This is a genomic window from Mesorhizobium sp. M0051 (genome assembly GCF_040323235.1).
In the GTDB taxonomy this organism is placed as follows: domain Bacteria; phylum Pseudomonadota; class Alphaproteobacteria; order Rhizobiales; family Rhizobiaceae; genus Mesorhizobium.
In genome coordinates, this window is sequence record NZ_JAMYUT010000001.1 from 222,715 (window position 1) to 245,351 (window position 22,637).

Annotated in this window: 23 protein-coding genes, 1 tRNA gene and 1 pseudogene; 12 read left to right on the top strand and 13 right to left on the bottom strand. The window is 63.2% G+C overall.

The window, feature by feature from the left end; translation table 11 throughout:
• Nucleotides 1-58 precede the first annotated feature (58 nt).
• Together NKJ90_RS01025 and NKJ90_RS01030 are read left to right on the top strand one after the other, a co-directional pair.
• On the top strand, nucleotides 59-556 hold the full coding sequence (locus tag NKJ90_RS01025) for a DUF992 domain-containing protein (protein WP_031260295.1): 498 nt from the start codon (nucleotides 59-61) through the stop codon (nucleotides 554-556).
• Nucleotides 557-759: 203 nt separating this feature from the next.
• A pseudogene (locus NKJ90_RS01030) lies at nucleotides 760-2,196 on the top strand (MFS transporter).
• 11 nt (nucleotides 2,197-2,207) lie between these two features.
• Here the strand turns inward: NKJ90_RS01030 and NKJ90_RS01035 are convergent.
• From NKJ90_RS01035 to NKJ90_RS01080, 10 genes are all read right to left on the bottom strand, one after another.
• Nucleotides 2,208-2,900, bottom strand: coding sequence for a response regulator transcription factor (locus tag NKJ90_RS01035; protein ID WP_023759671.1), 693 nt, complete (start codon nucleotides 2,898-2,900; stop codon nucleotides 2,208-2,210).
• Complete coding sequence (locus NKJ90_RS01040; RefSeq protein WP_023759670.1) at nucleotides 2,897-5,626, bottom strand: DUF4118 domain-containing protein; 2,730 nt, start codon at nucleotides 5,624-5,626, stop codon at nucleotides 2,897-2,899. Before NKJ90_RS01040 ends, NKJ90_RS01035 begins: the two co-directional genes overlap by 4 nt.
• Nucleotides 5,627-5,680: 54 nt before the next feature.
• A complete protein-coding gene (kdpC, locus tag NKJ90_RS01045; RefSeq protein ID WP_023759669.1) occupies nucleotides 5,681-6,250 on the bottom strand; it encodes a potassium-transporting ATPase subunit KdpC in 570 nt (189 codons plus the stop codon).
• An 11-nt stretch (nucleotides 6,251-6,261) separates the two neighbouring features.
• Entirely contained in the window at nucleotides 6,262-8,355 is a 2,094-nt protein-coding gene (kdpB, locus tag NKJ90_RS01050; protein WP_352485543.1) for a potassium-transporting ATPase subunit KdpB, read from the bottom strand.
• On the bottom strand, nucleotides 8,352-8,567 hold the full coding sequence (locus NKJ90_RS01055) for a hypothetical protein (protein ID WP_023759667.1): 216 nt from the start codon (nucleotides 8,565-8,567) through the stop codon (nucleotides 8,352-8,354). The genes kdpB and NKJ90_RS01055 overlap by 4 nt, the downstream gene beginning before the upstream one ends.
• Before the next feature lie 7 nt (nucleotides 8,568-8,574).
• The gene (gene kdpA / locus NKJ90_RS01060) at nucleotides 8,575-10,278 is read right to left on the bottom strand and encodes a potassium-transporting ATPase subunit KdpA (protein WP_023759666.1); all 1,704 of its coding nucleotides are present in this window, start codon (nucleotides 10,276-10,278) and stop codon (nucleotides 8,575-8,577) included.
• A gap of 19 nt (nucleotides 10,279-10,297) precedes the next feature.
• The gene (gene kdpF, locus NKJ90_RS01065) at nucleotides 10,298-10,387 is read right to left on the bottom strand and encodes a K(+)-transporting ATPase subunit F (RefSeq protein ID WP_023759665.1); all 90 of its coding nucleotides are present in this window, start codon (nucleotides 10,385-10,387) and stop codon (nucleotides 10,298-10,300) included.
• Nucleotides 10,388-10,809: 422 nt separating this feature from the next.
• Nucleotides 10,810-10,974, bottom strand: coding sequence for a hypothetical protein (locus tag NKJ90_RS01070; RefSeq protein ID WP_023759664.1), 165 nt, complete (start codon nucleotides 10,972-10,974; stop codon nucleotides 10,810-10,812).
• 157 nt (nucleotides 10,975-11,131) lie between these two features.
• A complete protein-coding gene (locus NKJ90_RS01075; protein WP_023759663.1) occupies nucleotides 11,132-11,356 on the bottom strand; it encodes an alkylphosphonate utilization protein in 225 nt (74 codons plus the stop codon).
• Nucleotides 11,357-11,549: 193 nt separating this feature from the next.
• A tRNA-Ser gene (locus tag NKJ90_RS01080) sits at nucleotides 11,550-11,639 on the bottom strand.
• 398 nt (nucleotides 11,640-12,037) lie between these two features.
• Here NKJ90_RS01080 and NKJ90_RS01085 point away from each other — a divergent pair.
• From NKJ90_RS01085 to NKJ90_RS01100, 4 genes are all read left to right on the top strand, one after another.
• Nucleotides 12,038-12,358, top strand: a complete 321-nt coding sequence (locus tag NKJ90_RS01085) for a hypothetical protein (protein ID WP_023759662.1) — start codon at nucleotides 12,038-12,040, stop codon at nucleotides 12,356-12,358.
• Between the two features lie 35 nt (nucleotides 12,359-12,393).
• Nucleotides 12,394-13,053 carry a peptide-methionine (S)-S-oxide reductase MsrA gene (gene msrA, locus NKJ90_RS01090; RefSeq protein WP_023759661.1) on the top strand — a complete coding sequence of 220 codons (660 nt, stop codon included), beginning with the start codon at nucleotides 12,394-12,396 and terminating at the stop codon, nucleotides 13,051-13,053.
• A 210-nt stretch (nucleotides 13,054-13,263) separates the two neighbouring features.
• Nucleotides 13,264-14,253, top strand: coding sequence for a BMP family lipoprotein (locus NKJ90_RS01095; RefSeq protein WP_023759659.1), 990 nt, complete (start codon nucleotides 13,264-13,266; stop codon nucleotides 14,251-14,253).
• A 112-nt stretch (nucleotides 14,254-14,365) separates the two neighbouring features.
• Nucleotides 14,366-14,827, top strand: coding sequence for a GNAT family N-acetyltransferase (locus NKJ90_RS01100; protein ID WP_023759658.1), 462 nt, complete (start codon nucleotides 14,366-14,368; stop codon nucleotides 14,825-14,827).
• 16 nt (nucleotides 14,828-14,843) lie between these two features.
• On the opposite strand, the gene NKJ90_RS01105 is transcribed toward NKJ90_RS01100, so the two are convergent.
• Together NKJ90_RS01105 and NKJ90_RS01110 are read right to left on the bottom strand one after the other, a co-directional pair.
• Nucleotides 14,844-15,227, bottom strand: a complete 384-nt coding sequence (locus tag NKJ90_RS01105) for a hypothetical protein (protein WP_023759657.1) — start codon at nucleotides 15,225-15,227, stop codon at nucleotides 14,844-14,846.
• Between the two features lie 23 nt (nucleotides 15,228-15,250).
• Nucleotides 15,251-15,460, bottom strand: a complete 210-nt coding sequence (locus tag NKJ90_RS01110) for a SlyX family protein (protein WP_031260294.1) — start codon at nucleotides 15,458-15,460, stop codon at nucleotides 15,251-15,253.
• A 212-nt stretch (nucleotides 15,461-15,672) separates the two neighbouring features.
• Here NKJ90_RS01110 and NKJ90_RS01115 point away from each other — a divergent pair, with 212 nt between their 5' ends.
• The 6 genes from NKJ90_RS01115 (at nucleotide 15,673) to deoA (ending at nucleotide 21,912) form a co-directional block, all read left to right on the top strand.
• On the top strand, nucleotides 15,673-17,205 hold the full coding sequence (locus tag NKJ90_RS01115) for an ABC transporter ATP-binding protein (RefSeq protein ID WP_023759655.1): 1,533 nt from the start codon (nucleotides 15,673-15,675) through the stop codon (nucleotides 17,203-17,205).
• Entirely contained in the window at nucleotides 17,202-18,341 is a 1,140-nt protein-coding gene (locus tag NKJ90_RS01120; protein WP_023759654.1) for an ABC transporter permease, read from the top strand. Before NKJ90_RS01115 ends, NKJ90_RS01120 begins: the two co-directional genes overlap by 4 nt.
• Nucleotide 18,342: 1 nt before the next feature.
• On the top strand, nucleotides 18,343-19,314 hold the full coding sequence (locus tag NKJ90_RS01125; RefSeq protein ID WP_023759653.1) for an ABC transporter permease: 972 nt from the start codon (nucleotides 18,343-18,345) through the stop codon (nucleotides 19,312-19,314).
• A 63-nt stretch (nucleotides 19,315-19,377) separates the two neighbouring features.
• Nucleotides 19,378-19,770 carry a cytidine deaminase gene (cdd, locus tag NKJ90_RS01130; RefSeq protein WP_023759652.1) on the top strand — a complete coding sequence of 131 codons (393 nt, stop codon included), beginning with the start codon at nucleotides 19,378-19,380 and terminating at the stop codon, nucleotides 19,768-19,770.
• Nucleotides 19,771-19,783: 13 nt separating this feature from the next.
• Nucleotides 19,784-20,593 (top strand): purine-nucleoside phosphorylase, encoded by an 810-nt coding sequence (locus tag NKJ90_RS01135; protein ID WP_352485547.1) that lies wholly within the window; start codon nucleotides 19,784-19,786, stop codon nucleotides 20,591-20,593.
• On the top strand, nucleotides 20,593-21,912 hold the full coding sequence (gene deoA, locus NKJ90_RS01140; RefSeq protein ID WP_023759651.1) for a thymidine phosphorylase: 1,320 nt from the start codon (nucleotides 20,593-20,595) through the stop codon (nucleotides 21,910-21,912). The genes NKJ90_RS01135 and deoA overlap by 1 nt, the downstream gene beginning before the upstream one ends.
• On the opposite strand, the gene NKJ90_RS01145 is transcribed toward deoA, so the two are convergent.
• The gene (locus NKJ90_RS01145) at nucleotides 21,913-22,476 is read right to left on the bottom strand and encodes a TIGR02281 family clan AA aspartic protease (RefSeq protein ID WP_023759650.1); all 564 of its coding nucleotides are present in this window, start codon (nucleotides 22,474-22,476) and stop codon (nucleotides 21,913-21,915) included. It abuts the gene before it with no gap.
• Between the last annotated feature and the right edge of the window lie 161 nt (nucleotides 22,477-22,637).

The window sequence follows — 22,637 nt, forward strand, 5'->3', positions numbered from 1 at the left end:
CTGCGGCGCGGAACCGGATAGGATGGTTCCGCGTCGTTTGTTTTTGAGGGGGACCGCCATGCCCAAAGCAACCATACCGCAGACAGCCATTGCCGCTGCGATGATCGCAACTTTGCTCGCCGGGACGGCGCGGGCGCGGGACCAAGGGATAGAACTCGGCACGCTTGATTGCGCCATCGGCGGCGGCACCGGTTTCATTTTCGGCTCGAGCAAGGATTTGAGCTGCACGTTCAACCCCGCCGACAAGAGCTTCGCACCGGAAGCCTATTTCGGCGCGGTCAACAAATACGGCCTCGACATCGGCACGACGAAGCAGACGTTCATGCAGTGGATCGTGCTGACGCCGCTGAAGAACATCTATGCCCCGGGTGCGCTGGCCGGCGACTATATCGGCGCCAGCGCCGAAGTGACGGCAGCCGTCGGCGCCGGCGCCAATCTGCTGGTCGGAGGATCCTCGCAGGCCTTCACCTTGCAGCCGCTCAGCCTGCAGACGCAGACCGGCATGAACCTCGCGATCGGCGTCAGTCAGTTCCAGTTGCGCAGTACCGAGAATTGACCGCGCAACCGGACCGCAACCCTATCTCGAAAAAATCCGCTTGAGCTCAACCCCAGTTGAGGTTTTACAAGCCTGCCCGACCGGAGCAGCGCGCTCGATGCGGTGCGCGATACACGCTCCTGCCTGCGCATGGTCCTGCCGGAAACCGGTACTGGCTTCTGGCGTCCTGCTCTGGCGTCAGGATATGGAAAGCAGGGGTGGACATGACCGAAATCAGCACAAACAGGGTCGACTGGCGCGCATTGTGGGCAAGCGGCGACCTGGCGCGCTTCTGCTTCATCAGCCTCGGCATCCTGCTGCACGCCACCAACGAAACCATGGTGGCCACGGTGATGCCGGCCATGGTCGGCGAACTGGCCGGTGTCCAACTCGTCGGCTGGTCGCTGGCTATCTACGAACTCGGCGCCATCGTTGCCGGCGCGGCAGCCGGGCGTCTGGTGAGCTATGTTCCGCTGCGCACCAACATGGTGGTCGCCGCGCTCCTCTACGCAGCCGGAGCGCTGGTCTGCGCCACCTCGCCTTCCATGCAACTGTTCCTTGCAGGCCGCCTGATCGAGGGGCTTGGCGGCGGTGCGCTGGTGTCGTTGGCCTTCGTCTCGGTCGAGCGGCTGTTCTCGCGCACCATCTGGCCACAGCTTTTCGGCATCATGTCGGCGATCTGGGGCGTAGCCGCCTTCAGCGGACCGTTGCTCGGCGCGATCATGACCGAGCTTCTGTCATGGCGCTGGGCCTTTGGCGTCTTCACCCTCGGCGGCACCGCCATGGCGCTGGCAAGCTTCATCGTGCTCGACACGCCGGAGGCGACGAAACCCAGGACGAGCATAGGCAAGGCGCCGCCCTTCCCGTTCGCAGCCCTTGGCTGCCTTGCCGTCGCCGTGGTGCTGATCGCCTCGGCCGGCGTCGACATCGCCTTGCTGCGTTCCTCGCTGCTGATGGCCCTCGGGCTGGTCGGCCTGGTGCTGTTCTTCTCCATCGACGCGTTGAAGCCGCGTTCGCGGCTGTTTCCGGCGCGGCTGTTCTCGTGGCGAACGCCGGTCGGCGCCGGCATGACCATGGTTGCCGCCTTTTCGGTGGCGACCTGTTCCTTCGGCGTCTACGGCCCGCTGCTCCTGACCAGCCTGCACGACATTCCGCTGCTGACCACCGGCTACATCATCGCCGCCGAATCGATCGCCTGGTCGATCCTGTCGATCCTGGTCGCCAACGCACCACCGCAACGCGAGCGACTGATCATCGTCGGCGGCGCGGCGATGATCGCGGCCGGTATTGCCGGCTTTGCCTATACGATACCCCTAGGCTCCATCCCGCTGATCCTGATCTGCGCGCTGCTGCAGGGCGGCGGCTTCGGCGTCTCATGACCCTTCCTGACGCGCGTCATCGTCGCCTCAGCGCCTGAAAGCGAGCAGACCATCGCCTCGGTGGCGGTGCCGACCATGCAGCGGATCGGCTATGCCGTGGGTGCCGCACTTGCCGGCATCGTCGCCAACGCCAGCGGCTTTTCGCAAGGTTTGAATTATGACGCCGCGGCGAATGTCGCGTCATGGCTGTTTCTTGCCTTCGTACCGCTCGGCATTGTCGGCTGCCTTGCGGCCTTCCGGGCATCCACGCCCTTCGGTCAGCCGCGGGAAGCGATCGGCTAGACCTTGCCCGCTCACTCGACCTCGCGCAGGCGGTAACCAACGCCGGTCTCGGTGGTGATGTAGCGCGGCTGGTCGGGGGTCTTCTCGATCTTCTGCCTGAGCTGCCGGACATAAACCCTGAGATACTGCACGTCGGTCGAATCGCCCCAGACCTGCTTCAACAGGAATTGATGGGTCAGCACCCTGCCGGCGTGCTGCACGAGAATGCGCAGGATATCGTATTCCTTCGGCGAGAGCTTTACGTCCTTGCCCTCGACCTTGACGATGCGTTTGACCAGATCGACGGATAGGTCGCCGGTCTGGAAAACAGGCTTCTCGCCCTGTTGCTGGAATTTGTGCCGCAGCGCCACGCGGATGCGCGCGACCAGTTCGTTCATGCCGAACGGCTTGGTGACATAGTCGTCGGCGCCGAGTTCCAGAGCCTGGACGATGCCGGCCTCGTCGGTGCGGCTGGACAGGATGACCACCGGAATGTCGAGACCGTCGTCACGCCATTTGCGCAACAGCTCATGGCCGCTCATGCCGGGCAGGCCGAGGTCGAGCAGGACAAGGTCCGGCTCCTCCGTCTCCATCAGTTCGATCGCCGCTTTGGCGTTCGGCGCCTCGCTGATCGCATAGCCCTGGCTGCCGAGCCCGACACGCAGCAGCTTTCGGATCGGCGGCTCGTCATCGACGACCAGGATCCTGACATTCGAGTTTGTCATTCCAAGTCGCCCCCATCATCCGTGGCAGAGGCGTCGAGATCGGGCGTGTTGGCCGGCTTCGGCATCTTGATGGTGAAGACCGCGCCTGAGCGATCGGTCCGGTTTGCCGCCGTGATCGTCCCGCCCATCGCCTCGATGAAACCACGACAAATCGACAGCCCGAGCCCGGTGCCGGCGCGAACCTGGTCGCCCTTGCGCACCCGGTAGAAGGTGTCGAAAATCCGTTCCAGATCGCCGGTGGGAATGCCCGGCCCTTCATCCATGACCTGCAGGAGGACAGAACCATTGTCGGTCCAGCCCTGAACGCGGATCGTCGAGCCGGCCGGCGCGTATTTCGCTGCATTGTCGAGAAGGTTGAACAGCGCCTGCTCGAACAGGACGGGATCGACCTTCAACATCGGCAAATCCGAGGTGATGTCCGTCTCGATCTTGTGCTCGGCGATGATCTTCCTGGCCCGCTGCAGGGCGGAGCCGACGATGTCGCCGACATAGTGGAAGGCGTAGTTCGGCTCCATCGCGCCGGACTCGATCTTGGTCATGTCGAGCAGATTGGCGATGAAGCGGTTCAGCCGCTCGGATTCGTCGAGCACGGTCGACAAAAGCTCTGCCCGATCCTGTTCGGGAAGTGCGGCTGAGAATTCCCTCAGCGTGCCGGCCGCGCCCATGATGGCTGCGAGCGGCGTCTTCAGATCATGGGAGATCGAGGTGAGAAGCGCCGAGCGCAGCCTGTCCGCCTCGGCGGCAAGCTTTGCGCGGTCGACGTCGGCGACCAGTTGGATGCGCTCGATGGCGACCGCCGCCTGATCGGCCAGCGCGTCGAGCAGGCGCTGTTGCTCGGGCGTCAGCAGCGGCCCCTGTTTGTCATTGTCGAGGCCGACGACACCGAGTGCCGTGCGCCCCGTGCGCAAGGGAAGATAGAGGCGCTTGGCGCCGGGAAGCGTATCGGCGCCACGTCCGGCGGCCCGATTGTGCTCCCAGGCCCAGCGGGCGGCGGCGATGTCGGCTTCGGCCAATGTGTCGTCTGGCGGATAGCCGGCCTTGACGGTGATCGTTCCGTCTTCAGGCAAAAGCAGCACCACCCGCAGCTTCAGCATCGAGGCGATCTGGAAAGCGGTGGCCCAGAGAACGTCGTCGAGCGTGCCGGCACCGGCGAGCTTCTTTGAAAAAAGGTAGATGTCCTCGGTGGCCCGCGCCCGTGAGCGGGCGGCGACCGCCTGGCGCTGCACGCGCGCCGTCAAATTGCTGGCGATAACGGCGACAACCAGGAACACGCCAAGCGCGACAATGCTTTCCGGATCCCGGATGGTCAGCGTGTAGCGCGGTTCCATGAAGAAATAGTTGAAGGCAAGGGCACTGACGAAACAGGCATACAGTGCCGGCCACAGGCCACCGGTCACCGCCGATGCCAGCACCGCGATGAGAAAGATGATCGCCAGATTGCGGACGTCGAGAAACTGATCGAGAACGACGGCGAAGGCGAGCGAGCCCATGAGATAGGCCGTGGCCTTGAGATAGGGCCAGATCTCGAACTGCCGCTGCTCGTCCGCCGCCCGGACGCTTCTCGAAGCCGCCTCGGTGCCGCGTTCGTTTCCCGAAATGACATGGACGCTGATGTCGCCGGCATTGCGGATGAGATCATAGGTGAGCGAGCCTTCGATCAATTCCCGCCAGCGCGACCGGGTCGGCCTGCCGACCACGATATGGGTGAAGTTGTTCGCCGTCGCGTAACGCACGATGTCCTGCGCCACGTTCTGACCCGGTATGGTCGTCACCTCGGCGCCAAGCTGCTGGGCGAGGCGCAGGTTGTTTGCGAGCCGGTCTTTGTCCTCTTCGGGCATACTGGCCAAGCGCGTGCTATCGACATGCAGCGCGGTCCAGGGGGCACGCAGCCGGTCGGCCAGCCTGCGCGCATAGCGGACGCGGGCCGCTCCTCCAGGACGCGCGTCGAGGCAGACGAGAACCCTTTCCCCGGCTGCCCATGGTCCGGGAATGGCATGCGCCTGCATATGGATCAGCAACTGGTCGTCGACGCGCTGCGCGGTGCGGCGCAGCGCCAACTCCCTAAGCGCCGTCAGATTGCCTGATGAGAAATAGTTTTCGATCGCGCGCTGGGCGGTGTTGGGGAAATAGACCTTGCCTTCCTCGAGCCGTTTGATCAGGTCGTCGGGGGTGAGATCGATGATCTCGACATCGTCGGCTTGGTCGATGATGGAATCGGGAACCGTCTCGCGGACCCTGACCTTGGTGATCTGGGCGACGACGTCGTTCAGGCTTTCGACATGCTGGATGTTGAGCGTCGTATAGACGTCGATGCCGTGCGTCAGGATTTCCTGAACGTCGAGATAGCGCTTGGGATGGCGGCTGCCGGGCGCGTTGGTGTGGGCGAGTTCGTCGACGAGAACCAGCGCCGGGCGCCGGGCAAGGATGGCGTCGATATCCATCTCTTCGAGGATGCGCCCTCTGTAGTCGACCTTGCGGCGCGGAATGACCTCGTAGCCCTCGACCAGGGCCAGCGTTTCCTTGCGGCCATGCGTCTCGACGATGCCGATGATCACGTCCACGCCGTCGGCCACCCTGGCGCGGCCAGACATCAGCATCTCGTAGGTCTTGCCGACGCCCGGTGCCGCGCCGAGGAATATCCGCAGACGGCCGCGACCTTCCCGCTCGGCATGATCGAGCAGTGCGTCGGGAGAAGGTCTGGTGTCGTTGCTTCTGTCGTCCGGCATCATTATCGATCATGGATGGAGCCGGGGATACTGTCGATCCCCGGCCCGAGCCATTCACTCTTTCGCTACGTCCAGTGCAAGGTTGAGACCCAGCACATTGACCACCGGTTCGCCCATGAAGCCGAGCTCCCTGCCCTCGACACGGGCGTCGACCAGCGCCTTGATCCTGGCCTCGTCGATCCCCCTGGCCTTGGCCACCCTTGCGACCTGGAAGTACGCGGCTTCTGGGCTGATGTCAGGATCGAGGCCGCTGCCTGAGGTGGTGACCAGGTCGATCGGCACGGGCTGGCTCGGATTCTGCGCCTTCAGCTTTTCCACATCGCCCTTGATGCGGTCGATCAGCTTGGGATTGGTCGGACCTAAATTGCTGCCGCCGGAGGCGGAAGCGTCATAGCCGTTGCTGCCGGCAGCCGAGGGGCGGCCATGGAAATACCGGTCGCTGGCAAAGCCTTGGCCGATCAGTTCGGAGCCGATGACCTTGCCGTCCTTTTCGATCAGGCTGCCATTTGCCTGGCGGGGGAACAGTGCCTGGGCGATGCCGGTCATGCCGATCGGATAGATCAGGCCGGTCAGCACCGTGAAGAAGACGATCATGACGATCGCGGGTCTTATCTGGGTGAGCATGGGGATATTCCTTAAGCGAGGCCAAGCGCCGTGACGATCATGTCGATCGCCTTGATGCCGACGAAGGGGACGATGATGCCGCCGAGGCCGTAGACGAGCAGGTTCCGGCTGAGCAGCGCGCCGGCGCCGATGGCACGATATTTGACGCCTCTCAGCGACAGCGGAATCAGCGCGATGATGATCAGCGCGTTGAAGATGATGGCCGACAGGATGGCGCTTTGCGGCGTCGCCAGATGCATGATGTTGAGCGCCTGCAACGGGCCGGTGGTTTGCCCAGGCGCGATGTAGAAGGCAGCGAACATCGCCGGGATGATGGCGAAGTACTTGGCCACGTCGTTGGCGATGGAGAAGGTTGTCAGCGAGCCTCGCGTCATCAGCAGCGCCTTGCCGATCTCGACGATCTCGATGAGTTTGGTCGGATCGCTGTCGAGGTCGACCATGTTGCCGGCCTCGCGCGCGGCGACCGTGCCGGTGTTCATGGCGACGCCGACATCGGCCTGGGCAAGGGCCGGCGCATCGTTGGTGCCGTCGCCGCACATGGCGACCAGCTTGCCCTTGGCCTGCTCGTCGCGGATCAGCTTTAGCTTGTCCTCCGGCGTTGCTTGGGCGAGGAAGTCGTCGACGCCGGCTTCCGCGGCAATGGCTGCCGCCGTCATCGGATTGTCGCCGGTGATCATCACCGTGCGGATGCCCATCTTGCGTAATTCGGCGAAGCGCTCCCTGATGCCGCCCTTGACGATATCCTTGAGGTGGACGACGCCGAGCAGGCGCCCGTCGCGCTCGACAGCCAACGGCGTGCCGCCCGATTTGGCGATTTCGTCGGCGATCGCCTGCAGGTCGCGGACGGTATCGCTGCCGGGCCGCGTCGCGTGGGCGGCGACCGTCGACTGGCTGACATGGGCAAGCACGGAATCGACCGCGCCCTTGCGCACCGAGGAGCCATCGATGTCGACGCCGCTCATACGGGTCTGGGCGGTGAAAGGCACGAAGGTGGCGTGCAGCGTGGCCATGTCGCGGGCGCGGATGGCGTATTTCTCCTTGGCCAGCACGACGATCGAACGTCCTTCCGGCGTTTCATCGGCAAGCGAGGCGAGTTGTGCCGCGTCGGCCAGTTCCTGCTCGGTGACGCCCTTGACCGAGCGGAACTCGGTTGCCTGGCGGTTGCCGAGCGTGATCGTGCCGGTCTTGTCGAGCAGCAGCGTGTCGACGTCGCCGGCAGCCTCGACGGCGCGTCCCGACATGGCCAGCACATTGAAGCGCACCAGGCGGTCCAAGCCTGCGATACCGATGGCCGACAGCAGCGCGCCGATCGTGGTCGGAATCAGGGTGACGAACAGGGCGACGAGCACGGTGACCGAGATATAGCCGCCCGAATAAGTCGCAAAGCTCGGGATCGTTGCGGTGGCCAGCACGAAGATAAGTGTCATGCCGACGAGCAGGATGTTGAGCGCGATCTCGTTCGGCGTCTTTTGCCGCTCCGCGCCTTCGACCAGCGAAATCATCCGGTCGAGGAAGGTGTGGCCGGACGCCGCCGTGATGCGCACGCGGATCCAGTCGGACAAGACCTGCGTGCCGCCGGTGACCGCCGAGCGATCGCCGCCGGATTCGCGGATGACCGGCGCGGACTCGCCGGTGATCGCCGCTTCGTTGACCGAAGCGACGCCTTCGATCACCTCGCCGTCGGACGGGATGATGTCGCCGGCCTCGACCAGCACCGCATCGCCGACCTTGAGGCTGGTGCCGGGCACGAGTTTGTATTTCGTACGATCTTCGCCGGTCAAAAGCTTGGCCTGGGTCTCGGTGCGCGCCTTGCGCAGCGAATCCGCCTGTGCCTTGCCGCGGCCTTCGGCGACCGCTTCGGCGAAATTGGCGAACAGCACGGTGAACCATAGCCAGATGATGATCTGCAGCGTGAAGCCGAGATTGCCGCCGCCGGTGACTAGGTCCTTGACGAACAGCACCGTGGTGAGCACCGAGACGACGGCGACGACGAACATCACCGGGTTCCTGGCCAGCGTGCGCGGGTCAAGCTTGCGGAAAGCGTCGCCAATGGCGGGAAGCAGGATGCGGGCATCCATGATGCTTGCTGATTTCGAGCGGCTCATTTTGAAGCTCCGGCTTCGGTGTTGTTGGACGGCACTGGATGATCGGATGCCGAAAGGAAGTGCGGCGGCCCGTAGACCAGCAACCAGAGGACGAGCATGACTGCCGCGAGGCCGAGAAAGGTCGACAGGGTCGGGAAAGGAGGAGGTCTCTCCTCCTTTCCTTGATCGCCACTGTGGCTGATGTTGCGGCGCTTGGTGCTGAACCAGGGCATGACAGCCTCAGAAGGTCTGCCCGTGGATGCCAGCCAGATGCTCGATGATCGGTCCGACGGCGAGCGCCGGGAAGAAGGTCAGACCACCGACGATGAGGATGACGCCGACCAGCAGCCCAACGAACAGCGGGCCATCAGTCGGGAAGGTGCCGGCGGAAGCCGGAACCGTCTTCTTCGCCACCAGGGAGCCGGCGATGGCCAGCGCCGGGATGATGACCAGGAAGCGGCCCATCAACATTCCGATGCCGATGGTGATGTTGTACCAGGGCGTGTTGCCGCTGAGGCCGCCGAAGGCCGAGCCATTGTTCGCCGCAGCCGACGTATAGGCATAGAGAACCTCGGAGAAGCCGTGCGGGCCGGCATTCCCCATCGACGCCACACCGGTCGGCAGCACGACCGCGATGGCGGTGAAGATCAGCATCGCCAGCGGCAGGCACAGTATGGCCAGCATCGCCATCTTGACCTCCTTGGCCTCGACCTTCTTGCCGAGATATTCGGGCGTGCGGCCGACCATCAGGCCGGCGACGAAGACGGCGATGACGATGTACATCAGGATGCCGTAGAGACCGGCGCCGACACCGCCGACGATGACTTCGCCAAGCTGCATGTTGATGATCGGGATCATGCCGCCGAGCGCCGTGAAGGAGCCGTGCATGGCATTGACGGCGCCGCAGGAGGCGGCGGTGGTGATGACGGCAAACAGCGCCGACAAGGCGACGCCGAAGCGCGTCTCCTTGCCTTCCATGTTGCCGCCGTCGATGCCGAGCGCATGCACCAGCGGGTTGCCGGCGGCTTCCGCCCAGTAGCAGACGATGACGCCGGCGACGAACATGACGCCCATGGCCGACAGGATTGCCCAACCCTGGCGCTGGTTGCCGATCATGCGTCCGAAGACGTTGGTCAAGGCTGCGCCGATGGCGAAGATCGACACCATCTGGATCAGGTTGGAGATCGCGTCGGGATTCTCGAAGGGATGTGCGGCATTGGCGTTGAAGAAGCCGCCGCCATTGGTGCCGAGCATCTTGATGGCAACCTGCGAAGCGACCGGGCCGACGGCGATGGTCTGCTGTGCCCCTTCGAGCGTGGTGGCGTTGACGTAGGCGCCAAGCGTCTGCGGCATGCCGAGCCAGACATAGACCAGCGTCAGCACGATGCAGAACGGCAGCAGCACATAAAGCGTGGAACGGGTCATATCGACCCAGAAATTGCCGATCGACTTGCCGGAAGCGCGGGCAAAGCCGCGGATCAACGCAATGGCGATGGCAATGCCGGTGGCGGCCGAAACGAAATTCTGCACCGTCAGGCCAGCCATCTGCACGAGGTAGGACATCGTGCTCTCGCCGCCGTAGTTCTGCCAGTTGGTATTGGTCATGAAGCTGGCGGCGGTGTTGAAGGCCAGACCTGGTTCAACCGCGGTCATGCCGGCCGGATTGTAGGGCAGGCTTCCCTGTAGGCGCTGCAGGACATAGAGCACCAGGAAGCCGGCAAGGTTGAAGAGCAGCAAAGCCACCGCATAGGTGGTCCAGTGCTGTTCCTCGCGTTCGTTGGTTCCGCAAACGCGGTAGAGCCCGCGCTCGAGCGGGCCGAAGACTGGCGAGAGCAGCGTCCGGTCGCCGTTGAAGACGCGGTGCATGTAGCCGCCGAGCGGCTTCACCAGCAAAATGATGATCCCGCAAAAGACCAGGATCTGTATCCAACCGTTCAGGGTCATGGCTGTGCTTTCCGTGCCTTCAGAAGCGTTCTGGACGAACGAGCGCGTAGGTCAGATAGGCGAGCAGGAACAAGGTCACGCCACCACTGAGGATGTAGTCGAGAAGCATGGTCCTATCCTCAGCTCAAATTCGGTCGCATGCTTTGACGTAGGTGAAGAACAGGGCGAAAAACAAAACCCCGATCCCGAGAACAATGATGTCCATTGTGTTTGTTCCTTGCGCCTGTCTGTACTTTGCGCCCTTGACGAAAAGGTGCGCAAAATCGTGGCCCGCCGCACACTTTGCCGCCGACGAAACCAGTTGTGTTTTCTCAAGGGGAATATGGACCCGATCGCCATAAAGGTTCGAGACGGGACGGGGCGGAAAGAAATAGGAATTTCATAAAGGTTTTCGGTCCGGCGGCCGTCCGAGGCGTCGCGGTCGGTGCGTCGTGCACGCTCTACCGGCTGGCCGTCACACCGGCCATGCGGGGCATCATGGTACAGCCAGTCCGAAACGCCGAAAGGGGCCGGAGACGATGGGAGGCGCCGTCATTGCTGAACGGATTTGGCCGGCATTCCAATATCGTTCTGTATTCCTCTGGCATCCGAGGCCCATTCCCGCATTTCCGGGGAAGCATCGCTGGACTTGAGAATCGACACTGCCAGCGCTGCCATATCGGCCGGCGATTTTTGGTTGGCGGCCATGGCGGCCATATAGGCGAAATAGCCGACCGTGACGGCACACCCTATCGAACGATGTACTGCTCGCAGCCGGTGGGCTGGACGGAAGGCTGCAGACAGAGGCGATTAGCAACAATCACCCCGCCTTGTGCGCTGTTTGGCAGGGACGTGGCGGTTGCCGCCTTGAGGGTCACGCCTTCTTCACGAACTCGGTTTTGAGCACCAGGCCCTTCACTTGCTTGGTGTTGCATTCGATCTCGCCGGGATTGCCGTTGAGGCGAATGTTCTTCACCAATGTACCCCGCTTGATCGTCTCCGAAGTGCCTTTGACTTTGAGGTCCTTGATCAGCGTGACGGAATCGCCGTCATTCAATTGAGCGCCATTGCTGTCGCGCACGACTACATCGTTTGGCATGCCGTCTCCTGTGATTTGGATCACCACTACCAGATCGCGCAACAATTCCAAAACCGGCTTGTCGGCATTCACACATGCACCCTTGCTAGCCGACAAGATCACCGTGAATTTGGACACCAGAATAGGGCATTGATCCTTCTGGCGCCCCTTACGAAACGCAACGATATCAGACGATTCTACCATTTTTGTGGAATGGCGGAGAGAGCGGGATTCGAACCCGCGTTACGGTCTCCCGTAAACACACTTTCCAGGCGTGCGCCTTCAACCACTCGGCCACCTCTCCGTCCATGCATGTCACGCCGGCCGGTTTCGCCGCGCGGGTTGGGGAGATGCACCTCCCTTGGGGCGGAGGCGTGGAATTCCTCGCCGGCGTCGCCAACCAGCGAACGCCCTTCCCCTGCACCTGAGCCGTCGAAGCAACAGGCGCGGGGCTCATCTAGTCGATCCGGCGCCGAATGCCAAGCCATAACGGCAGTCTATTCGCTTTGCCGGCCACACAGCGTTTCGCGAAGCCGCCAGCGCGGCGCAAACGCAAGCCGGCGGTATAGCTACGACCGGACAAAGCGCCGGAATTCGCGTAGGACGATTGCGAAGTAGGCAGGCCCATTCTATCTCTCGTTCGAAACGTGCCGGAACGCCCTCGGGAGGAGCTTGAGGACTGGCCCGGGAGGAAGGTCGCTGATGTTTCGCTTCATCTTTCGTCTTGCCGCCATGGTCGCCCTGTCGATTTCCGTCATCATGGCGGTGCTTGACGCGACGCGTACCGTGGCGGCTTCGGCACTGGTTCTGACTCCGCTCAACACCAGTTGGCTGGCGGTCTCGCCGGACACTCGGGCCGAATTCGAGACCTTCGTGCGAACCAAGGCCAGCCCGCTGCTGTGGGACGGCGCCGTCGCCTGGGTGCTCAATCAGCCGGGCTTCGCCGTGTTCGCCGCGCTGGCCTTCCTGCTCTATGCGATCGGCTACAGGCGGCAACCGCGCGGACGGTTCGCCGCGAACTGATTCCCTTCCGCGTTTCACTCAGAGGAAAGCAGCGCATGTTCTTTCTCAGCGACATGCTGAACAAGAAGCTCAATCTGCCGAAGCCGTCGGAGGCGTTGCCGGGCCGTACCAGAGCGATCCCGACCGCACGACGGCACCAGGTCTCGAAACGACCGCTCAAGGGTCCTTATCCCGAGGGGCTGGAGACGGCGATGTTCGGGCTCGGCTGCTTCTGGGGGGCGGAGCGGCTGTTCTGGCCGATCGAAGGCGTCTGGGTTACGGCGGTCGGCTATGCCGGCGGCATCACGCCCAATCCGACCCACCAGGAAACCTGCACCGGCCTCACCGGCCATGCGGGAGTTGTGATGGTCGTCCATGATCCCAGGATCGTCTCCTATGCCGCGCTTCTGAAGCTGTTTTGGGAAAGCCATGACCCGACGCAAGGCATGCGCCAAGGCAATGATATCGGCACCACCTACCGCTCCGCGATCTACACGATCGGCGATGCGCAATTGCAGGCGGCGAGCGCCTCACGCGATGCCTATGAGGCTTCGCTGCGCGGCGCCGGCCACGGCGGAATCACCACCGAGATCGCGCCGGCGACCGAATTCTACTTCGCCGAAGCCGATCACCAGCAATATCTGGCGAAGAACCCTTACGGCACTTGCAACTTGAAAGGCACGGGCGTCGCTTACGGCATTCCGGCCGCCGCCTGAGGTCTTAGGCGCAAAGATCAAGCTGCTGCGGCTGGCCTTCGCCATGCTTTTCCAAAAGGTCAAAATTCCGCGTGAATTTTGTTTCGGGCCGTGCCAGATTGCCGCCGAGCGGGAGGGGAATACACTCCTGGCTGATGTCGCATGCCTGCCGGAGAACCGGGCCGGTATGCGGTGCATAACGGAAAAAATAACCGACAGGGTGTGGATCACATGAAACGTATCGTTCTCGGCCTCCTGGCCGCAACCGCAATGGTTCTTCCGGCTTTCGCCGCGGATGTCCAGCCGGCCATCCTCTATGATCTCGGCGGCAAATTCGACAAATCCTTCAACGAAGCTGCCTTCCACGGCGCCGAAAAGTTCAAGACCGAAACCGGCACGGCCTATGTCGAGTTCGAGGTTTCCAACGCCTCGCAGCGCGAGCAGGCGCTGCGCCGCTTCGCCGAGGACGGCCGCAACCCGATCGTCATGGCCGGCTTTGCCTGGGAGGACGCGCTGAAGAAGGTCGCGGCCGAATATCCTGACCTCAACTTCGCCATCATCGACGACGCCGTCGATCTCCCCAATGTCCGCTCGCTGGTATTCAAGGAGAATGAAGGCTCCTATCTGGTCGGCATCCTGGCGGGGATGGCTTCGAAGTCGAAGAAGGTCAGCTTCATCGGCGGCATGGACATCCCGCTGATCCGCAAGTTCGAATGCGGCTATGTCGGCGGCGCCAAGGCGGCCGGCGCGACGGACGTCATCCAGAACATGACCGGTGACACGCCGGCCGCCTGGAACGACCCGGCCAAGGGCGGCGAGATCGCCAAGACGCAGATCGACCAGGGCTCCGACGTGGTCTACGCCGCGGCCGGCGGCACCGGCGTCGGCGTGCTGCAGGCGGCGGCCGATGCCGGCAAGCTTGGCATCGGAGTCGATTCCAACCAGAACGGCCTGCAGCCCGGCAAAGTGCTGACCTCGATGATGAAGCGCGTCGACGTTGCCGTCTACAACGCCTTCATGGACGGCAAGAACGGCACTTTCAAGGGCGGCCTGCAAAATCTCGGCCTCAAGGAAGGCGGCGTCGACTACGCCATGGACGACAACAACAAGGCACTGGTGACCGACGAGATGAAGGCAGCCGTCGAAAAGGCCAAAGCCGACATCATCTCCGGCAAGATCCAGGTGCACGACTACACCGCCGACAACGCCTGCCCCTATTGAGCGGCATCCGGCCATGATCTGCAAACCGCCGGGCGCAAGCCTGGCGGTTTGTCTTTTACCGGATCGAGCGAAATAGTCACCGCTCCGCCACGGATGACATTTCGAGACAACGATGCAGCCGATAATCGAACCCATGGACGAGCGCGATGTCGAAACGATCGCGCGACTGCGCCTCGCCACCTTTTTCGAGGGGACCGCAAGGACTTTCGAAGAGGACGCGGCAGGCCTTCGCGAACTGCTCGCCGGTGACGGCTTCGAGGCGGCATTCGTGGCCCGGATCGGCGATGTAGCGGTTGGCTCGCGCCTGCTGGTCCGCCACGAACTGGAACCGGCGCATGATCTGACACCATGGCTGGCAGGATTGGCTGTCGATGGTGGTCACAGAAACAGGGGAATTGGCGGTGCGCTGGTCAGGGCGACTGAAGCCCATGCAGTTGGGCAGGGTGTCGAGACGCTCTATCTCTACACATGGGAAGCACGTGATTTCTACGCAGCCCTTGGCTGGAACATGATTGAGGTTTTTGGGCAGGACAACGAAACAATGGCTCTGATGTCGTGCCGGCCGCGAGCGTGATCCCGAAAATAAACCCCTAGAATTTGCCCGCCAGATACCCCAGCGTAAAAGCCACGATCAGGCCGACGGCCACGGCAAATCCGCGCCGGCCGCCAAGCGCGTGCAAGCCGATGCCGTGCGGCCGCTGCGACAGGCTTTGGATCACGGCTGGCGACGCGGCATCGATGAGCCCAGAGCTGCGCATCTGCGGCAGGTCGCCGATGCGCTGCGTGATCTGCTTCCAGCGCTCTTCCGGCTCGGCATGGTCGAAGACATGCATGCGTTCGGCAAGCTGCACGACCGCGTCGCGAAAGGCCGGGTCGATTTCCAGATCGCGCTCGGCTCGTTCGCGTTCCGTGTCGTTCATCAGGCCGAGCACATAGTCGCCGGCCCGCGCGATGCGATTGCTTTCACCGGCCACGGCGTGCACCCTCCCCTCTTTCCTCACCAGTGCGGCGGCTTGGTTACAGGCACTTCGTCTCCTGCCTGCTCCTCCAGCGCCAGGAACCGTTCGGCCAGCGCATCGAGCTTTCGCTGCATGCGCTCGATCACCTTCCACTGCTCGGCAATCTGACCGGACAGCTCCTCGATGGTCTTCTCCTGTTCGGTGGCGCGGATCTCCAGCGTCGTCAGCCGGTCGGAGGGCATGGTCATTCAAATCCTTGTCTTGCAGCGTAAAGCCTTTGCGCCGTGATGCGAATTTCGGCTTCGCCATATTAGCGAATATGAAGGCCCCGGACACGTTGGAAATTGACAAGCGCACCGGGATTTGTCGAGAGTGGCCCTGCTCCGGCCAATTGGCACGGGCGGAGCGTCATGCTAGGCGTTTTGACCAAGCGATAAAAAATAAGAGTGGGACAGGCTGCATGGCGCAAGCCGCAATCGAGTTGATCGGCATCAACAAGAGTTTTGGCGCCGTGCGCGCCAACCGCGACATCAATCTGGAGATCGCGCGCGGCACCATCCACGGCATTGTCGGCGAGAACGGCGCGGGCAAGTCGACGCTGATGTCGATCCTCTATGGCTTCTACCAGGCCGATAGCGGCGAGATCCGAGTCGGAGGTCAGCCGGCGGCGATCAAGACGCCCAATGACGCCATCGCGCTCGGCATCGGCATGGTGCATCAGCACTTCATGCTGGTCGACAACTTCTCGGTGCTGGAAAACGTCATCCTCGGCGCCGAGAGCGATGCCCTGCTGAAGAAGAGCATCGCCAAGGCGCGATCCGAACTGGAGCGGCTGGAGCGCGAATACGGACTGGAAGTCGATCCCGATGCGATTATCGAGGAACTGCCGGTCGGCCTGCAGCAGCGTGTCGAGATACTGAAGGCGCTTTATCGCGGCGCCGAGATCCTGATCCTCGACGAGCCCACGGGCGTGTTGACACCGGCAGAGGCCGACCATCTGTTCCGCATCCTCAAGCAGCTGAAGAACCAGGGCAAGACGGTGGTGCTGATCACTCACAAACTGCGCGAGATCATGGATATCACCGACACTGTGTCGGTCATGCGCCAGGGCACGATGGTAGCGACGCGCGAGACCGCCAAGACCACGGTCGAGGAACTGGCTGAGCTGATGGTCGGACGGCGCGTGCTCCTGAGGGTCGAAAAGGGCGAGGCGGAAGCCGGCGGCGTCAAGCTGGCGGTCAAGAACCTGACGGTGAAGGATACACGCGGCGTCACCATGGTCGACGACATCTCCTTCGATATCAGGGCCGGCGAGATTGTCGGTATCGCCGGTGTCGCCGGCAACGGACAATCCGAACTGCTCGAGGCGATTTCCGGCATCAGGCGGGCTGTCTCCGGCTCGGTCATGCTCGACGGCAAGCCGATCGACCTGACCGGCGCCGCCGATCCAGGCGAATTGCGTGACCGCGGGCTCGCGCACGTGCCGGAAGATCGCCATCACGTCGGGCTGGTGCTTGCCTTCGAGGAGAATGAGAATTCCATCCTCGGCTATCATGACGACCCGCGCTATCTGAAGGGCCCCTTCCTCAACATCGATGCCATCCGCAACGATGCCAAGGACAAGATCGCCAAATACGATATCCGCCCGACGGACTGCCGGCTCAAGACCGCCAATTTTTCCGGCGGCAACCAGCAGAAGATCGTGCTCGCGCGCGAAATGGAACAGGATCCCGGCGTGCTGATCGTCGGCCAGCCGACACGCGGCGTCGACGTCGGCGCCATCGAATTCATCCACAAGCGCCTGATCGCCATGCGCGACCAGGGCAAGGCAGTGCTGGTTGTGTCGGTCGAACTGGACGAGATCCGTTCACTCTCCGACCGCATCCTGGTGATGTTTGCCGGCCGCATCGTCGGCGAGCGCGGCCCGGAGGCGACCGAAGGCGAACTCGGCCTGCTGATGGCCGGCGTCGAACACCAGGAGGCCGCAGAGTGAGCACGCCTTACGCCAAGCTGCCGGCCTGGGCCGACTACGGCCTGATCCCGCTGATCAATCTGTTCGTTGCCTTCGTGGTCGCCGGCTTCGTCGTGCTTCTGGTCGGCGAAAACCCGCTGCGCGCCGCCGTCATCCTGGTCGAGGGTGCCTTCGGCAAGGGCACAGGCATTGCCTTCACCCTTTTCTATGCCACCACGTTCATCTTCACCGGGCTTTCGGTGGCCGTGGCGGCACATTGCGGCTTGTTCAACATCGGCACCGAAGGACAGGCCTACATAGCGGGCCTCGGCATAGCCGTCGTCTGCCTCAGCTTCGACACGACGCTGCCATGGTGGCTGACCTTTCCGCTGGCCATCGTCGCGGCAGCGGTCGTGGGCGCTTTGTGGGCATTGATACCCGCCTATCTGCAGGCCAAGCGCGGTTCACACATCGTTATCACCACCATCATGTTCAACTTCATCGCCGCCTCGATCATGGTTTACCTGCTGGTTGGCCCGTTGAAGCCGGCAGCCTCGCAAGCGCCGCAGACGCGCAACTTCTTCGCCGGTGCGGAATTGCCTAAGCTCAACTGGATCATCGAACTGTTCGGCGCCAAGATCCGTTCGGCGCCGCTCAACATTTCCTTCCTGCTGGCGCTGGCCATGGCCTTCCTGGTCTGGCTGCTGATCTGGCGCACCAAGCTCGGCTATGAGATGCGCACCTATGGCCACAGCCCCAAGGCGGCGCGCTATGCCGGCATTTCCGAAACCCGCATCATCATCACCGCCATGATGATCTCGGGCGCGCTGGCCGGCATGATGGCGCTCAATCCGGTGATGGGCGACCAGCACAATGTTGCGATCGACTTTGTTTCAGGCGCCGGTTTCGTCGGCATCGCGGTGGCGCTGATGGGCCGCCTGCACCCGGTCGGCATCGTGCTGGCGGCAATTCTGTTCGGCATGCTCTATCAGGGCGGCGCCGAACTCGCTTTCGAGATGCCGGCGATCAGCCGTGACATGATCGTCATCATCCAGGGGTTGGTGATCCTGTTTGCCGGCGCTCTCGAGCACATGTTCAGGCCCTACATCCAGGCGCTGTTCGCCTCGTTCAACCCGAGGTCGGTCGGCATGGAAGCGATAAAGGGGAAGGGTGCCTGAGATGGATGTGTTCAACGCAATCGTCCAGACACTGGACTCGACCATCCGGCTCTCGGTGCCGCTGCTGCTCGCTTGCCTAGCCGGCCTTTATTCGGAACGTGCCGGCATCTTCGATATCGGCCTCGAAGGCAAGATGCTGGTCGGCGCCTTCGCCGGCGCGGCGGCGGCTTCCGTGTTCCATTCGGCCTTTCTCGGCCTTGGCATGGCCATCCTGATCTCGGTCGCCTTTGCCATGATCCACGGCTTTGCCTCGATCACCCATCGCGGCAACCAGATCGTCTCCGGCGTGGCGATCAATTTCATCGCCGCCGGATCGACCATCATCCTCGGCCAAGCCTGGTTCCAGCAAGGCGGGCGCACGCCGGCGCTGCAACCGGGCGAGCGCTTCGAGGCCATCATCTGGCCCGGCGCCGATGCCATCCACGATGTGCCGATCATCGGACCGATCTATGCCGAGCTGCTGTCGGGCCACTCGATCCTGGTCTATCTCGCTTTCCTGATGGTGCCGTTTACCTGGTGGGTGCTGTTTCGCACCCGCTTCGGCCTGCGCCTGCGCGCCGTCGGCGAGAACCCGGCCGCCGTCGACACCGCCGGAATCTCGGTCGCCTGGCTGCGCTACCGGGCGCTGATCTGTACCGGCATCCTCACGGGCATTGCCGGCGCCTATCTGTCGATGGTGCAAAATGGCGGCTTCGTGAAGGATATGACCGCCGGCAAGGGCTATATCGCGCTGGCAGCCCTGATCTTCGCCAAGTGGAAGCCGGTCAACGCCATGTTCGCTTGCTTGCTGTTCGGCTTCCTCGACGCGCTGTCGATCCGCCTGCAAGGCTCGCCGCTGCCCATCATCGGCAAGGTGCCGGTGCAGTTCATGCAGGCGCTGCCCTACATCCTCACCGTCATCCTGCTCGCCGGCTTCATCGGCAAGGCGATCCCGCCCCGCGCCGGCGGCGTCCCCTACGTCAAGGAACGCTAAGGTCGAAATGCTGCTCGGCGCAAGCGCCGGGTTTTGGACATGATCCTCGGAGAGAACACCTGAATGTCGCATGATCTGTTCGAGGCCGCCAAGACCGCCATGGCCAAGGCCTACGCGCCCTATTCGAAGTTTCCCGTGGGCGCTGCCTTGCGCACCGAGGACGGTCGCGTCTTTGCCGGTGCCAATATCGAGGTCGCCTCCTATCCGGAAGGCTGGTGCGCGGAGACCACCGCGCTCGGCCATTACATCATGGGCGGCGGTGGCAAGATCGTGGAAATCGCCGTTGTCGCCGAACGCATGGTCAAATGCTCGCCCTGCGGCGGCTGCCGGCAGCGGCTGGCCGAATTCTGCCAGCCCGAAACCAAGCTCTATCTCTGCGACGATGCCGGCGTGGCCGAGACCGTGACCATGGGCGACATGCTGCCTTACGGCTTCCGGGGCGACATTTTGAAATGAAGAGGCGGCTGTGATGACGGAAAAGGCGCTGGATCATCTCATCGAAAGACTGGACGGCCTGGCGCCGTTGACGGCGCTTGTGCTGGGTTCGGGCCTGGGCGGGCTGGTCGATCAGATCGAGGATCCGATCCGCATCTCCTATGGCAAGCTGCCGGGTTTTCCCCGAAGCGGCGTCACCGGCCATGCCGGCGAAGTGGTGGCGGGGCTATTTGCCGGCGTGCCGGTGCTGATGCTGTCCGGCCGCGCCCACTATTACGAGCACGGCAACGCGGCGGCGATGCGGCCGGTGCTGGAAGTGCTTGCCGGCATCGGCATCACGAAGCTGATCCTCACCAATGCCGCCGGCTCGGTCGATCCGGAAATGCCGCCGGGATCGGTGATGCTGATATCGGACCACATCAATTTCTCGGGCAGCAATCCGCTGATCGGCGAACCCAGCGACCGCCGCTTCGTTGGTCTTACCGAAGCTTATGATGCCGGCATCCGCAGGGCGCTCGAACACGCGGCGAAGGCGACCGGCACCGCATTGCACACGGGCGTCTACATGTGGTTCTCCGGCCCGTGCTTCGAAACACCGGCCGAGATCCGGATGGCGCGCATCATGGGCGCCAACGCGGTCGGCATGTCGACCGTACCGGAGGTCATTCTCGCCCGCTTCCTCGGGCTGCGCGTCGCCGCCTGCTCGGTCATCACCAATTTGGCTGCCGGCATGACCGGGGCCGAGCTCTCGCACCAGGAGACCAAGGACATGGCACCGGTTGGAGGCGCGCGGCTGGCAACGATCCTGCAGCGCGTGTTCCGCGACGGCCTGCTGGAGAGCTGATGCTTCCGCAGGAAATCATCCGCCGCAAGCGCGATGGCCTGAGGCTGTCGGAGCAGGAGATCGCCGCCTTCGTCGAAGGGGTGACATCAGGCGCCGTTTCGGACGGCCAGGTCGGCGCCTTCGCCATGGCGGTGTTCTTCAACGGCATGAACCGCGACGAAGCGGTGGCTCTGACGCTCGCCATGCGCGATTCCGGCGATGTGCTCGACTGGTCGGACCTGCCCGGCCCGGTTACCGACAAGCATTCGACAGGCGGCGTTGGTGACAACGTCTCGCTGATGCTGGCGCCGATCGTCGCCGCCTGCGGCGCTTATGTGCCGATGATATCGGGCCGTGGCCTTGGCCACACCGGCGGCACGCTGGACAAGATGGACGCGATCCCAGGCTATGTCAGCCAGCCTGACATCGCCCTGTTTCGCAAGGCGGTGCTTGAAACCGGCTGCGCCATTATCGGCCAGACCGCCGACCTCGCACCCGCCGACCGCCGGCTCTATGCGATCCGCGATGTCACCGGCACGGTCGAATCAGTGCCCTTGATCACCGCTTCGATCCTGTCGAAGAAGCTGGCGGCCGGGCTGCAGTCGCTGGTGCTCGATGTCAAGGTCGGCAACGGCGCTTTCATGGAGAAGTCGCGCGACGCGACGGCTCTGGCCAACAGTCTGGTCGAGATCGCCAATGGTGCAGGGCTGAAGGCCTCGGCATTGATCACCGGCATGAACGAGCCGCTGGCCTCGGCCGCCGGCAACGCCGTCGAGGTGCGCAATGCCGTCGATTTCCTCACCGGCCGGTTTCGTGACCATCGGCTGGAGGACGTGACGCTGGCGCTGGCCGCCGAAATGCTGCAGTCGGCGGGACTGGTGTCGTCCAATCAGGATGGCATGCGGCGCGCCACCGAGACGCTCGCCAGCGGCCGTGCCGCCGCCACGTTCGCGCGCATGGTGGCCGCGCTCGGCGGCCCCGCAGATTTCATCGAGAAGCCGGAAAAATACCTCGCTCCGGCTGCGACCGAATTTGCCGTCAAGGCGACCGCGAACGGCTTCGTCAGCGGCATTGCCACTCGCGACATCGGGCTCGCCGTGGTTGCCCTGGGCGGTGGACGCACGCGGCCGGACGACAAGGTCGACCCTGCGGTCGGCATCACCAGGCTGTTGCCAGTCGGAGCGGAGGTCAGGGTCGGCGAGCCCTTGGCTCTGATCCATGCCCGCACGATGTCGGATGCCGAGACTGCGGCGGCAGCCGTGCTTTCGGCCTACGCGATCGGGGCCTCGAAGCCAGCGGCCGACAAGTCGGTCATCCGTCGGATTCTGCCGCGCGGCTAATTACTGAACAAGCAGCAGCGTGCCGTTCTCGACTTGATATTTGTCGAGCCGGTTGAGGAAGCTCATTCCGATCAGGTTGGTGCGCAGCGCCTTGTCGTCGAGCACGATGGTCTGGACCTCGTTGACGGTGATGCTGCCGATCTGCAGGCGGTCGATCACTGCCACGGCGGCCTTGATGGTGCCGTTGGCGGTGCTGACCTCGTGAGTGAACTCGGAAGGGTTCAGCGACAGGCCGATCCTGCGCGCCGTCGAAATGTTGATGGCGACCAGCGTGGCGCCGGTGTCGATCATGCCGTCGATCTGACGTCCGTTGAGCTTGAAGGCCGACGAGAAGTGTCCGCGATCGTCTGCCGCGACGACCACCCTGCGGCCCATCGGCAGCGGCGCCGCCGGCTTGTCGGGCACCGAAGCCAAATTGACGCCAGGCTGCGTTTCGACCGTTTGTTTGCCCGGTGCCGCCGATCTCAGCAGGCTTTCAACGAGTTGCGGATTCGACTGATACACGATCGGTATCGATGCCGACGTGCCGGCGAAAACGCCAAGGATGAGAAGTTTGCGCAGCATGGATCGGCCTCGCCGCATGACCCCGAAAATCGGGATCGATTTTCGGAAAGGATCATGCGCAAAATCAAAGTGCTACAGCGTTATTTGCGCGTCCGAATGGTCGCGCGGCGCTGTAGTGAGCCGATCCTTAAGCCCGGATGGTGTTTGCCGCTTTAACACGC